Raw genomic sequence first — 12,031 nt, 5'->3', positions numbered from 1 at the left:
GGACGTCACTGCGCGGACCGCGAGGCCGACGCGGACTGCGCCGACTGCGCCGACTGCGCCGACTGCGCCTGTCCCCCGCCGGAGACCGTGTTCGAGGGGGACGTGCTGCTCGGCGGCGGTGACGTCGGGGTGGGCGACGTGGAGGGCGAGGTGGAGCCGCTCGGGGAGGTCGACGGCGACGTCGGCGAGCCGCCTGTCGGCGAGGACGAGGACGGCGTACCGGGCGACGTCGACGTGCTGCCGCCGGTCCCGGACGGCGAACCGGAATCCCCGCCGCCCGTCGTGGTGCCGGTGCCCGTTCGCGAGTGCGACGACCCGCCCGGCGCTCCGCCGCCGGCCCCGGGCGACGACACGGCGCCTGACGGCCCCGATGCGGACGGCGACGACGGGACGAGGCCGGCGCCGCCGTCGGACGGCGTCGCGTGCGAGTGCGTCGCCCGCGGCGCGTCCGTCGCCGGCTCCTGCGGCGGGAGCCCGTCGCCCTCGGGATCCGACTGCTCCGTCGCCGTGTGGGTGGACTGCGGGCTGTCGTCCGACGCCATGCCCAGGGTCACGACCGTGCCCATCACCGCGGCGAGCACCGCCCCAGCGCCCGCGGCGACCATGTTGCGCTTCGCGCCGCCGATGAGCCTTCGCCCGCCGCGCGGACGCGGCACGGGACCTGACACCACCGGCTCCCGCAGCGGCGCGGTCTCGGCCGCACCGGACGGCAGGGCCGCCACGATCGGCGTGGGCTGCGTCTCGTGCGGCTGCGTCTCGTAGGAGTTCGCCGGACGCGGCGTCAGGGCCACGGGCATCGTGCCGAGTTCCAGGTCGGACACGAGCGCGAGCGCCCGCCTGCCGGCCACCGTGCCGCTCTTGTCGGCGACGATGCCGCGCATGCCGATGGACGCCTCCAGTTCGGCCCGCGCCCTGTCGAGGTTGCCCGCGCACAGCGCGAGTACGCCGAGCTCGTGGTGGAAGTACGCCTCCTCGGCGACCTCGCCCGCCGCGCGTGCCGCGCCCTGCCCGGCCCGCAGCGCCTTCTCCCACAGCCCCCAGCGCAGCCCGGCGAGGAGCACGGGCGCTGCGCTGCGCGCCAGCCGCACGGCGGTGCCGGCCGCGTCGGGCACCAGCGGGCCCATCGCGGCGAGCACCGCGTCGCCCTCCTGTGCGACACGCTCGGCGGTGACGGAGGGGTGCCCCGTCCACCAGGTGTAGTGCTCGGCGGCGGCGCGCGCGTGCCCGGCCGCGTCGTCCCCGTAGCCGTACGCGAGCAGTTGCGCGGCGACGCCGGGCGCGAGGCGGTAGCGGCCGCCGACGGGGGTGAGCAGCGCGCAGGCGAGGAGTTCGCCGAGCGCGGCGTCGGCGTGGGTGTCGCCCACCAGCGCGGGCAGGTGTGCCTGGTGCGGCACCTCGCCGCCGAGCGCCACCGCGAAGCGGAGCGTCTCGCGCGCGGACTCGCTGAGCCGGGAGGCGAGCAGGCCGGCCGGCGCCGCTCCCTCGCCGAGACTGGGCAGTGGGACGTCCTGCCCGCCGTCCGCGCCCGGCGCGGTGTCGAAGGCCGGGTCGAACGGGGTCTCGGCGGCCGTGGCCGCGGGCCCTTCCGGATGCTCGGCATGCCCGGTGAACGCCTCGAACTCGTCGAACCGCTTCGGCGCGGCCCTGAGCCGGTCGCGCTGCCGCAGCAGCGCCCCGGCCTGGACGAACCGCAGGGGCAGGCCCTCGGACTCGAACCAGAGGTCGCCTGCCCAGTTCTTCTCCGCCTCCGTCAGCGGCCGCTCGACGGCCCGTTCGAGTATGTCGAGGGATGCGGCGCGGCCGAGGCCCGCCAGCAGAACGTCCTCCACGCCCGCGCCGGGCGACGGGGCGGGCACGTCGGGCGTCACGGCGAACAGGAAGGCGCACTCGGGGGTGGCGGACAGCAGGTCGTCCAGCGCCTCCCCGCCGATCTCCAGGTCGTCCACGAGGACGACGGCGCCTATCTCCCGCACAGCGGCGAGGAGTTCGACGCGGTGCGGCCGGTGGAGCGCGGGCGAGCCGAAGACCGTCGCGTAGAGCTCGTGGAGCAGGTCGGTCGCGGTGCGGCGGTAGCCGTTCAGGCGTATCAGCCCGTCGGGCGCGAGGGTCGCACAGCGTGCGGCGACGGCGTCGAGCAGCGCGCTGCGGCCCGAACCGGGGACGCCGAGCAGGCGTATGGAGCGCCCGCGGCCCAGCAGGCTGACGAGCTGGTCGTGTTCGGCCTCCCGCTCCAGCAGCGGCAGCGGCGGTGCCGCGGGCCCCGGCGGCACGGAGGGCCGTCCCGCACGCCGCAGGGCCGCGCGTTCGTGTGCGTCGCGCCGCACCGGCGGACCGGGGTGCTGCCCCGGCGCGCACGGCTCGATCTCGCTGCCGTCCACCGGGTTGACCGTGACGAGGAAGTCGCCGGATATCAGCTCGGCCGTGCGGGCGGGGTGCACGGCGGAGGTATGGGCGCCCGGCAGCTGCCCCGGGACGGCCAGGGCGGCCTCGCGCCGTGCCGGCCGGCGCTCCGGGAGTGCGGCGGGCCTGCGCTCCTCGCCGGGCCCGTGCTCCTCGGGTCCCGCGCTCATCGGGTCCATCGGCAAATCCCCCAGATCGTGGCAGTGCGGGGCCGGACAGCGAACCCCCGCACTGTATCCAGGAACGCCCGGGACAGCAGAGGCAGGTGGGGCAGGAAAAGCAGGCCCTGCCGGCAGCCGAGGAGGGTGCCCAGCTCAGCGCGGTGCCGGGCGCACCGCCGGCTCGTCGAACCCGACGCCGGCTTCCCGTACGCGCGGGCCGGCGTCTCAGACGCGCGGCAGCGACTCGGCGGCGAGCCCGCCCTCGATGGCGAGGATGCGGTGCAGGCGCGTGGCCACCAGCAGGCGCTGCATCTGCGGCGGCACGCCGCGCAGCACGAGCCTGCGGCCGCATCTCCCGGCGCGCCGGTGCGCGCCCATGATGACGCCGAGCCCCGTGGCGTCCCAGGAGTCGAGGCCGGTCAGGTCGAGCACGAGGTCGCCGACTCCGTCGTCGACGGCCGCGTGCAGGACCGTTCGGGCGTCCGCCGCGCTGCGGACGTCGAGGCGTCCCCCGACGACCAGCTCGGCGTGGTCGCCCCTGATGTGCATATGCGCTCCCCGAGAGTGCCGTACCGCTGCGTGCCGGCAGCGCCTGCGTCGCGCGCGCCGGTTTCGGCCTCGCGCCGGTTGCAACAACTGACTGCCCGAGGGGCCGGGAAGTTGCCGCCTGTAAGCGAACCGATATCGAACTCGCCTCCTTCTCACTCGATCGGGTGAGTGGATGCGGTCCGTCGTCGTGCCCGCCGCTTACGAAAGTCCCGTCCTTACGAAAATTCAGTGCTCGTAGAAGCCCTGCCCGCTCTTGCGCCCGATGTCACCCGCGTCCACCATCCGGCGCATCAGCTCGGGCGGTGCGAACTTCTCGTCCTGCGACTCGGTGTAGATGTTGCCCGCGGCGTGCAGCAGGATGTCGACGCCGGTGAGGTCGGCCGTCGCGAGCGGACCCATGGCGTGGCCGAACCCCAGCTTGCAGGCGAGGTCGATGTCCTCGGCCGTGGCGACGCCCGACTCGTAGAGCTTGATCGCCTCTACCACGAGGGCCGAGATCAGCCGGGTGGTGACGAAGCCGGCCACGTCGCGGTTGACGACGACGCAGGTCTTGCCGACGGACTCGGCGAACTCCCGCGCGGTGGCGAGCGTCGCGTCGCTCGTTTTGTAGCCGCGCACCAGCTCGCACAGCTGCATCATCGGCACGGGGGAGAAGAAGTGGGTGCCGACGACGCGCTCGGGGCGGGTGGTGCCGGCCGCGATCTTCGTGATCGGGATGGCGGAGGTGTTGGAGGCGAGCACGGTCTCCTCCCCCACGATCGCGTCGAGCGCGCGGAAGATCTCGTGCTTCACGTCGAGCTGTTCGAAGACGGCCTCCACCACGAGCTCCGCGTCCGCCACCGCGTCGAGGTCGGTGGTCGTGGTGATCCGGCCGAGCGCGGCCTCGGCGTCCGCCGCCGCCATCCTGTCCTTCGCGACGAACCGGTCGTACGAGGCCTTGATGGCGTCCGTGCCCCGGGTGAGGGCCGCGTCGGTGACGTCACGCAACACGACGTCCCAGCCCGCCTGGGCGGAGACCTGCGCGATGCCGGATCCCATCAGCCCTGCCCCGATGACCGCGAGCTTCCTCGCCACGACACACCTCTCGATTCTCCCGGGCGAGCAGCCGTGCCCTGACGGCCGGGCCGCTCTGTCGCTCCCTGACGCGCGCCGACAAGTGGGGCGCTCTGCGGAGGTTAGCGGTCATCGGCGGCCGTGTGGCGGTTCAGAGACACGCGTCACGTCTCACATGACGGACATCACACCGACGTGCCGCGGCGCGCCGGTTCAGGCGGTGCGCACCGCGTACGAGAGCACCGGCTCGCCCCACATCTCCTCGATGTCGTCGAGCAGCACCAGCGCGTCCCGCGAAACCGCGTCAGGCGTACGGGACTTGACCATCTCGCGCCCGATGAACCCCATCAGCGTGCTCTGCAGCCAGGCCAACTGACCGCCCACCAGCAGTGGCAGCGGGTCGTCCGCCGTGGCGCCGGCCTCCTCGCGCAGTGTCGCCTCGATGTTGTCCAGCGCCTCCTGCTGGATGTACCACAGGCGTGCCTTGAGGGTGGGCGCACCGTGCACGACCTTCATGAACCGGTCGTAGCCGGCGATGAGGCCCACCCTCGGCGACACCGCCTCGACCTCGTCCCGCATCTCCCGCAGGACGGCGCGCGCCGCGGACTCGCCGACGTCCCTCCCGCGCACGAACCGCGAGAGCCGCTCGACCACGCCCTTGCCGCGGTCGAGGAACAGGTCCTCCTTGGCCGGGAAGTAGTTGTACACGGTGTTGACGGAGACGTCGGCGGCCTCGGCGATCTCGGCGATGGTGACCGTGACGAAGCCGCGCTCCAGGAACAGGCCGGTCGCGATGTCGGAGATCTGCTGCCTGGTCTGCCGCTTCTTGCGCTCCCTGCGCCCCTCTTCCATGCATCCATCTTGCGCCATGGCAAGGTTCCCACAAGTTTGCCATGGTTCAAATTTTTAAGTCATTGCAAGTTTGCGTTCGCTCTGTTTTCCTGGAGCCATGCCAGTCATCACGACCTCCGGCCTCAGCCGGACGTTCACCACGAAGCGCGGCCCGGTAGAGGCGGTGCGCGGCGTCGACCTGTCCGTCGAGGCGGGCGCGATCCTCGGGTTCCTCGGGCCCAATGGCGCGGGCAAGACGACCACGCTGCGCATGCTCACCACGCTCCTCCCGCCCACGGGCGGCACGGCATCGGTCGCCGGGTGCGACCTCGCGTCGGACCCCGCGGGAGTCCGGGCGCGCACGGGGTACGTGGCACAGTCGGGCGGCGTGGACCCGCAGCTGACGGTGCGGGAGGAGCTGGTCACGCAGGGGCGGATGTACCGCCTCGGCAGGGCGGAGGCGGCCGCGCGCGCCGTCGGGCTCGCCGGGCAGCTCGGCCTCGACGAGCTGCTGGACAGCACAATCGCCACGCTCTCGGGCGGCCGGCGCCGCCGTCTCGACATCGCCATGGGTCTCGTCCACACGCCCGAGGTGCTGTTCCTCGACGAGCCCACGACGGGCCTCGACCCTGGCAGCCGCGCCGACCTGTGGGACCTGGTACGGCGCGTACGCGACGAGCACGGCACCACGGTCGTCCTGACGACGCACTACCTGGACGAGGCCGATGCCCTCGCGGAACGCCTCGTGGTCATCGACAAGGGCACCGTCGTGGCGCAGGGCACCCCGCCCGCCCTGAAACTCGCGCACGCGGGGTCCATCGACGCCTCGCTCCAGGACGCGTTCCTCGCGATCACGGGACGCGGCCCCGCGGAACGCGACGCCGCGCCCGTGGCCGTATGACCCGGCCGTCCTCCTCACCTCGCCTCGGAGCCCCCATGCCCGGCACCACGCCCGCAACGACAACGATGCACACCGCCGCCGGCGCACAGGAGCCCCTGCGCCGCCTCGCCGCCGACACCGGCCTGGTCTTCGGCAGGTACGCGCGCCAGACGCTGCGCTCCCGCTTCCAGATGCTGTTCGGCACGCTGACGCCGCTGCTGTACCTGGTGTTCTTCGGACCCCTGCTGACCCACATGCCGCTGGGGTCGAGCGGCGGCTCCTGGCAGGTGCTGGTGCCGGGGCTGCTGATCACACTGGGCCTGTTCGGCGCCACCTTCTGCGGTTTCGCCGTCATCATCGAGAAGAGCCACGGTGTGGTCGACCGGATGCGCGTCGCCCCCGTCAGCCGCCTCGCGCTCCTGCTGGGCCGCGTACTGCGGGACGCCGCGCTGTTCACGTTCCAGGCCGTCCTGCTGATCCTCGCGGCGCTCGTCATGGGGTTGCGCGCGCCGCTCGCGGGCGTGCTGATCGGCCTGGCGTTCGTCGCCGTCCTGACCGTCTCGCTGGCCTCGCTGTCGTACACCCTCGCCATGAAGGTCCGCACACCGCAGGAGTTCGGCCCGGTGATCAACGCCGTGACGATGCCGTCGATGCTGCTGTCGGGGCTGATCCTGCCGATGTCGCTCGCGCCCGGCTGGCTGGACGCGCTGTCGCACTTCATGCCGTTCCGCTACCTCGTGGACGCGGTGCGCTCGGCGTTCACCGGCCGGTACGCGACGCCGGAGATGGCCTACGGCGTGCTGGTCGCCGCCGCTCTCGCGGCCCTCTCCCTGGCCGCCGGCACGCGCGCGTTCCGCAGGGCGTGAGCGCCGGCGGCGGCCCCGTGCCTACCCTGAGGGCATGGTCAATCTGACGCGCATCTACACCCGCACCGGCGACAAGGGCACCACCGCACTCGGCGACATGAGCCGGGCACCCAAGACCGACCCGCGGATCGGCGCGTACGCCGACGCCAACGAGGCGAACGCCGCGATCGGCACCGCGATCGCGCTCGGCGGGCTGCACGAGGACGTCGTGAAGGTACTCGTGCGCGTGCAGAACGACCTGTTCGACGTCGGCGCCGACCTGTCCACGCCGGTCGTCCCCGACCCCAAGTACCCGCCGCTGCGCGTCGAGCAGCAGTACATCGACAAGCTGGAGGCGGACTGCGACCGCTACCTGGAGGGTCTGGAGAAGCTGCGCAGCTTCATCCTGCCCGGCGGCACGCCGGGCGCGGCCCTGCTGCACCAGGCGTGCACCGTGGTGCGCCGCGCCGAGCGCTCGACGTGGGCGGCGTTCGAGACGCACGGCGAGACGATGAACCCGCTGGCGGCGACGTACCTGAACCGCCTGTCCGACCTCCTGTTCATCCTGGCGCGCGTGGCGAACCAGGAGGTCGGCGACGTGCTGTGGGTGCCGGGCGGCGAGCGCTGAGCGCCGCACGCGCGGGTGGCCGTCCCGGCTACTTCGGCCCGCGGTCGAAGACCGACTTCGACCAGTAGTGGCCGAGCGTGCAGAGAGCCAGGCACCAGGCGAGGGCGATCCACCAGTTGTCGCCGATCGCGGTGCCGAGCAGGAGCCCGCGCAGGGTCTCGATGGCCGGCGTGAACGGCTGGTACTCGGCGATCGGCCGGAACCAGCCCGGCATCGTGGAGGCCGGGATGAAGGCGCTCGAGACGAGCGGCAGGAGGATCAACGGCATGGCGCTGTTGGAGGCCGCCTCGGCGTTCGGGCTCGCCAGGCCCATCGCCACGGCGATCCAGGTGAGCGCCAGGGCGAACAGCGCGAGCAGCCCGAACGCCGCCAGCCACTCCAGGGGCGTGGCGTCCGCGGAGCGGAAGCCGATGGCCACGGCGACGCCGCCGACGAGGACCAGGCCGGCGAGGGCCTGGAGCACGCTGCCGGCGACGTGCCCGATGATCACGGAGCCGCGGAGGATCGACATCGTGCGAAAACGGGCGACGATGCCCTCGGTCATGTCGGTGGCGACGGACACCGCGGCCCCGATCACCGTCGAGCCGATGGTCATCATGAGGATGCCCGGGACGATGTAGGCGATGTACGCGGAGCGGTCGGCGCCGCCGCCGATGCCCGCGCTCATCACGTCGCCGAAGATGTAGACGAAGAGGAGCAGCAGCGCGATCGGCGTGAGCAGCAGATTCAGGGTGAGGGACGGATAGCGCCGCGCGTGCAGCAGGTTGCGCCGCAGCATCGTGCGGGAGTCGCGGGCGGCGAGGGACAGGCTCATCGGGCATCCTCACTGGGCTCGTTGGGCTCGTTGGTCTGGTCGGGTACGTTGGCGCGGCCCGTCAGGGCGAAGAACACGTCGTCGAGGTCGGGGGTGTGCACGGCCAGCTCGTCCGCCTCGATGCCGGCCGCGTCCAGCCGGTCGAGGAGGGAGCGCAGCTCGCGCTGGCTGCCGTCGCTGGGGACGCGCAGCGTGAGTTTCTCGTCGTCCCGGGTGGCGGCGCGCAGCGTGGCGGCCGCGCTCTCGTAGGCGACCGGGTCGGTGAACCCCAACCGCACGTGCCCGCCGGAAATGAGCCGCTTCAGCTCGCCGGGGCTCCCCTGGGCCGCGATCTTCCCGTCGTCGAGGACCGCGACGAGGTCGGCGAGGTGGTCGGCCTCGTCCAGGTACTGGGTGGTGAGGAAGACGGTGACACCGTCGGTGACGAGTTCGCGGATGATGCCCCACATGGTGTTGCGGCTGCGCGGGTCGAGGCCGGTGGTCGGTTCGTCGAGGAAGATGATCCGCGGTCTGCCGACCAGCGTCATGGCGATGTCGAGACGGCGCTTCATGCCGCCGGAGTAGCTCTGCGCGGGCTTCTTGGCAGCCTCGACGAGCTCGAACCGCTCCAGCAGCTCCGCCGTGACCCGCCGCCCCTCGCGCTTGGGCAGATGGTGCAGGTCCGCCATGAGGAGCATGTTCTCCTCGCCGGTGATGAGCCCGTCGACGGCGGAGAACTGCCCGGTGACGCCGATCGCCGCACGCACCCCGTCCGGCGACGTGACGATGTCGTGGCCCGCGACCTGGGCCTGCCCGCCGTCGGGGGCGACGAGCGTGGAGAGGATCCGCACGGCTGTGGTCTTGCCGGCGCCGTTCGGTCCGAGCAGCGCGAAGACGGATCCGGCCGGGATGCGCAGATCGATGCCGTCGAGGACGGTCTTGCCGTCGTACGACTTGTGCAGGCCGACGGCCGAGACGGCGGCAGGAGAGCGCGGATCGCCACTCCGGGAAGACATGGGCATGACAGCAGAACCCATGGAGGCCTGCCTTTCGATGGCTGAAGGGGATCGGGGTGGTGAGTCGACGTGCCCGTCGCTCAGACTCGGGCACGCAGGATGTCGATGTTGCCGAACCGGGTACGGGCACGGATCTTGACGGTGTCCTCCGCCGCCTCCGGGGCGTCGGACGTGGCGAGCGCGTTGCGCACCTGCCCGGAGTCCGAGTGGAGGTCGAGCCACGCGGCCGTGCCTTCCCTTACGCCGACCTCGATGGCGCCGTACGAGGTCTCCAACTGCAGGCTGCCGCCGGCCGCTTCCGCCACGCGCAGGGCGCCGTAGGCGGTTTTCGCCGTGACGGAGCCCTCAGCGCGCCGGATCTCGATGTCGCCGTTGGCGCCGCTCACCCGCAGCTCGCCGGTCGTGGCACCGACGGTCGTGGTGCCATGCGAGTTCTTCAGCACGGCAGAGCCGTCGACGAGGCCGACGCGCAGGCTGCCTGAGCTGGTGGTGATCTCGGCCGCGCCCTCGACCCGGTCCACGGTGATCGAGCCGTGCGACGCCTTCAGGTTCAGCGGGCCGGTCGCGTCGAGGCGCACGTCTCCGATGGACGTCTTCACGCGGACCTCGCCGAGCAGGCCCTCGCCGAGCACCTGTGTGCACTCGCCGGTCACGTCGACGTGCGAGCCGGTGGGCAGTTCGACCGTCACATGGACGTCGCCGGTGGGCCCGATGAGACGGCGTTCCCTGGTGCTGACGGTCAGTACACCGCTCGCGTACGCGACATCGGTCTGCTCAGCGGCGCGCACGTCCTTGTCCTTCTTGGGATTGGCAGGCCGCACGACGACGACGGTGTCGAGGCGCTTACCGGCGGTGAACTGAACGGACCCGCAGCCCACATGAGCGGTGGCCCGGATCGGTTCGGGAGTGTCGAAAGTAGGCATGGGCGTCCCGTCCTCTTGGGTCTTCGACGCGTCCCCGCTGGTGGGACGTGGTGTGAGTGAAGTGGTGCGGGTGATGTGGTACGGGCGGTGGGCGCGTCTAGCGCACCCATCCGGTGAAGCTCTGTCCGAGGTTCCGGGTCCGCCCGGTCGCACGTGGCCGGGCGGACCCGTCGACGGCGGCCGAGACGACCCGGACCAGCCACGCGTTGGCCGACAGGCCCTCGCGGGCGGCCGCCTCCTCGGCGCGCGCCTTGAGTCGGGCCGGCAGGCGCAGGTTGACGCGGGCGATGCCGCCCTCGTCACCGTCGTCCGGGGCCGGGGCCGCGAGCTGTTCGAGGGGTGCCGCCGGTTCCGCGGGGACGCCGTCGGTGGGCGGCGGTGTCACCACAAAGTCCGGATCGAGCCCGCGCAGCCGTACGTCGACGGAGCCGGGAGCGAGTTCGCGGGTGATCTCCTCCATCGCGGCGGAGAGCACATTGAGCATGGCCAGCCGGGTCGCCGACTCCAGCGGAGCGGTGAGCCTCTCGGCCAGCGCACGGGCTTCGTCGCCGCCGGCCTCGGCAGCCACCGCCAGTTCACGGCGGAGCGAGTCGACATACGGGGTGAGATCCATGACGCCATCATGGCGCCTAGATGGCGTCATGTGCAAGCCCTATGGCGTCAGGCGCGCGGCGGCATTTCGCTATACCGCGCTTGAGCTGCGTGGATATGCGCCATCTGACCACGTGGACCATGACGCTATCCATGGCGTCAGCGATTGCCGCAGCGCCGATCAGCACAGCCCTGGCGCCATGTGATGCCACATGGCGCCAGGGGGCGCCACCGGTATTCCAGGCCGGTTCCGCGTGCACTGTCCCAGCGCCGCCGGACACGGTGCTGGAGTCGTGGCAGTCGCGGTCAGCGAAAACGGCTGAGCGAGTGCTCGGCGAGGAGCAGGGCGAGCGGGCCTCCTGGCAGGAGGAAGCGCCCGTCGGTGGCCGCTGCGGTCAGCGCGTCTTTGAAGGGCCACCAGGAGAGTTTGAAGTCCTGTTCTGTCTCGGTGAGTTCCTGCGCGCCAAGGGTGAGACGCCGGGCGAGGAAGAGGGCGACGCGCGCGGAGTCGCCGAGCGTGACCGCGTGGCTGGCGAGGTGCTGCCATGACTGCGCCGTGACGCCGGCTTCCTCCCGCAGCTCTCGGCGAGCGCAGTCCTCGGGGGTCTCTCCCTGCTCCTGGCGGCCGCCGGGGAGGAAGATGTACTCCCCGCCATGCCGGGGGAAGGGGGCGGACAGGATGGCGACGTGGTCTTGGCTGTCGAGTGCGACGACGACGGATGCGTTGGGGCTGCGGTGCGGGGGCGCGTCCATGGGCCGCGAGAATACTCCTGACTCAGGGCGGTCTGTCGTCATTCGTCCACGCTCTTCATGTGGTGGGTGATCAGGTCGGCGAGTTGCGCCGGGCTGCGGTCATCGGTGTCGATCAGGACGGCGGTGGGGTCCTGGGCGGCGGTGGTGTCGAAGTTGGCCCTCAGGCGTTGAAGTCGACCGGGGACGTTCATCATGTCGTCGTCGTCGCGGTTGCGGTCGCCCTTCGCGGCCATCCGCGCGGTCAGCGTGGCGTCCGTGCATCGCAGGTAGAACGTGTGGTCGGGCTGCACGAAGTACGGTGCGAATGGCGCGATGAGACCTCTCACCTGTTCGATATCGAGTAGGTGGACGGCGGAGTGGTAGGCGATGACCGAGGAGACGTACCGGTCCGCGACGACCGGCCCGCGGGCCAGGTAGCAGCGGATCAGGTCGGTGGAGTGCAGGACACCGGAGAGGTAGAACGCGAACTGCGCCAAGGCCCCGGCCTGCTCGTTGATCACCGGGGCCCACGGGGTGTGCGGCTCGGGCACCGTGTGCAGGGACGGTGCGCCGAGGCGCTGTGTGAGGAGTCGGGCGAGCGTCGACTTCCCGATGCCCGAGATCCCTTC

13 protein-coding genes are annotated in these 12,031 nt (G+C 72.0%); 3 read left to right on the top strand and 10 right to left on the bottom strand.

The window, feature by feature from the left end; translation table 11 throughout:
* Window positions 1–5 precede the first annotated feature (5 nt).
* From IH48_RS0105705 to IH48_RS0105690, 4 genes are all read right to left on the bottom strand, one after another.
* The gene (locus IH48_RS0105705; RefSeq protein WP_030899944.1) at window positions 6–2,579 is read right to left on the bottom strand and encodes an ATPase AAA; all 2,574 of its coding nucleotides are present in this window, start codon (window positions 2,577–2,579) and stop codon (window positions 6–8) included.
* 207 nt (window positions 2,580–2,786) lie between these two features.
* The gene (locus IH48_RS0105700; protein WP_030899941.1) at window positions 2,787–3,110 is read right to left on the bottom strand and encodes an STAS domain-containing protein; all 324 of its coding nucleotides are present in this window, start codon (window positions 3,108–3,110) and stop codon (window positions 2,787–2,789) included.
* Window positions 3,111–3,335: 225 nt separating this feature from the next.
* Complete coding sequence (locus tag IH48_RS0105695) at window positions 3,336–4,184, bottom strand: 3-hydroxyacyl-CoA dehydrogenase family protein (RefSeq protein WP_030899940.1); 849 nt, start codon at window positions 4,182–4,184, stop codon at window positions 3,336–3,338.
* 192 nt (window positions 4,185–4,376) lie between these two features.
* Window positions 4,377–5,015: a TetR/AcrR family transcriptional regulator gene (locus IH48_RS0105690; RefSeq protein ID WP_030899937.1), complete on the bottom strand. Its 639-nt coding sequence runs from the start codon at window positions 5,013–5,015 to the stop codon at window positions 4,377–4,379.
* 97 nt (window positions 5,016–5,112) lie between these two features.
* On the opposite strand from IH48_RS0105690, the gene IH48_RS0105685 reads away from it, so the two are divergent.
* The 3 genes from IH48_RS0105685 (at window position 5,113) to IH48_RS0105675 (ending at window position 7,347) form a co-directional block, all read left to right on the top strand.
* Window positions 5,113–5,895, top strand: coding sequence for an ABC transporter ATP-binding protein (locus IH48_RS0105685; RefSeq protein ID WP_030899935.1), 783 nt, complete (start codon window positions 5,113–5,115; stop codon window positions 5,893–5,895).
* Between the two features lie 65 nt (window positions 5,896–5,960).
* On the top strand, window positions 5,961–6,740 hold the full coding sequence (locus IH48_RS0105680) for an ABC transporter permease (RefSeq protein WP_051839228.1): 780 nt from the start codon (window positions 5,961–5,963) through the stop codon (window positions 6,738–6,740).
* A gap of 34 nt (window positions 6,741–6,774) precedes the next feature.
* Window positions 6,775–7,347, top strand: coding sequence for a cob(I)yrinic acid a,c-diamide adenosyltransferase (locus IH48_RS0105675; RefSeq protein WP_030899930.1), 573 nt, complete (start codon window positions 6,775–6,777; stop codon window positions 7,345–7,347).
* Between the two features lie 28 nt (window positions 7,348–7,375).
* On the opposite strand, the gene IH48_RS0105670 is transcribed toward IH48_RS0105675, so the two are convergent.
* From IH48_RS0105670 to IH48_RS0105645, 6 genes are all read right to left on the bottom strand, one after another.
* Complete coding sequence (locus IH48_RS0105670) at window positions 7,376–8,161, bottom strand: ABC transporter permease (protein ID WP_030899927.1); 786 nt, start codon at window positions 8,159–8,161, stop codon at window positions 7,376–7,378.
* Window positions 8,158–9,162, bottom strand: a complete 1,005-nt coding sequence (locus IH48_RS0105665) for a daunorubicin resistance protein DrrA family ABC transporter ATP-binding protein (protein ID WP_037841057.1) — start codon at window positions 9,160–9,162, stop codon at window positions 8,158–8,160. The genes IH48_RS0105670 and IH48_RS0105665 overlap by 4 nt, the downstream gene beginning before the upstream one ends.
* 74 nt (window positions 9,163–9,236) lie before the next feature.
* Complete coding sequence (locus IH48_RS0105660) at window positions 9,237–10,079, bottom strand: DUF4097 family beta strand repeat-containing protein (RefSeq protein WP_030899921.1); 843 nt, start codon at window positions 10,077–10,079, stop codon at window positions 9,237–9,239.
* Between the two features lie 97 nt (window positions 10,080–10,176).
* Window positions 10,177–10,692 (bottom strand): hypothetical protein, encoded by a 516-nt coding sequence (locus tag IH48_RS0105655; protein WP_030899919.1) that lies wholly within the window; start codon window positions 10,690–10,692, stop codon window positions 10,177–10,179.
* A 284-nt stretch (window positions 10,693–10,976) separates the two neighbouring features.
* Window positions 10,977–11,423 carry an NUDIX hydrolase gene (locus IH48_RS0105650; RefSeq protein ID WP_030899916.1) on the bottom strand — a complete coding sequence of 149 codons (447 nt, stop codon included), beginning with the start codon at window positions 11,421–11,423 and terminating at the stop codon, window positions 10,977–10,979.
* 38 nt (window positions 11,424–11,461) lie between these two features.
* Complete coding sequence (locus tag IH48_RS0105645; protein WP_234434151.1) at window positions 11,462–12,016, bottom strand: dTMP kinase; 555 nt, start codon at window positions 12,014–12,016, stop codon at window positions 11,462–11,464.
* Window positions 12,017–12,031 lie beyond the last annotated feature (15 nt).

This window comes from Streptomyces sp. NRRL F-5126 (assembly GCF_000721265.1).
Taxonomy (GTDB): domain Bacteria; phylum Actinomycetota; class Actinomycetes; order Streptomycetales; family Streptomycetaceae; genus Streptomyces.
Note: the sequence above shows the minus strand (reverse complement) of the source record. Positions and strands in the feature narration are given on the sequence as shown.

What these genes read in the sequence shown, in the direction of transcription:
- IH48_RS0105705 (WP_030899944.1), bottom strand. Translation starts at nt 2,579, where the DNA reads ATGGACCCGATGAGCGCGGGACCCGAGGAGCACGGGCCCGGCGAGGAG.
- IH48_RS0105700 (WP_030899941.1), bottom strand. Translation starts at nt 3,110, where the DNA reads ATGCACATCAGGGGCGACCACGCCGAGCTGGTCGTCGGGGGACGCCTC.
- IH48_RS0105690 (WP_030899937.1), bottom strand. Translation starts at nt 5,015, where the DNA reads ATGGAAGAGGGGCGCAGGGAGCGCAAGAAGCGGCAGACCAGGCAGCAG.
- IH48_RS0105685 (WP_030899935.1), top strand. Translation starts at nt 5,113, where the DNA reads ATGCCAGTCATCACGACCTCCGGCCTCAGCCGGACGTTCACCACGAAG.
- IH48_RS0105680 (WP_051839228.1), top strand. Translation starts at nt 5,961, where the DNA reads ATGCACACCGCCGCCGGCGCACAGGAGCCCCTGCGCCGCCTCGCCGCC.
- IH48_RS0105675 (WP_030899930.1), top strand. Translation starts at nt 6,775, where the DNA reads ATGGTCAATCTGACGCGCATCTACACCCGCACCGGCGACAAGGGCACC.
- IH48_RS0105670 (WP_030899927.1), bottom strand. Translation starts at nt 8,161, where the DNA reads ATGAGCCTGTCCCTCGCCGCCCGCGACTCCCGCACGATGCTGCGGCGC.
- IH48_RS0105665 (WP_037841057.1), bottom strand. Translation starts at nt 9,162, where the DNA reads ATGCCCATGTCTTCCCGGAGTGGCGATCCGCGCTCTCCTGCCGCCGTC.
- IH48_RS0105660 (WP_030899921.1), bottom strand. Translation starts at nt 10,079, where the DNA reads ATGCCTACTTTCGACACTCCCGAACCGATCCGGGCCACCGCTCATGTG.
- IH48_RS0105655 (WP_030899919.1), bottom strand. Translation starts at nt 10,692, where the DNA reads ATGGATCTCACCCCGTATGTCGACTCGCTCCGCCGTGAACTGGCGGTG.
- IH48_RS0105650 (WP_030899916.1), bottom strand. Translation starts at nt 11,423, where the DNA reads ATGGACGCGCCCCCGCACCGCAGCCCCAACGCATCCGTCGTCGTCGCA.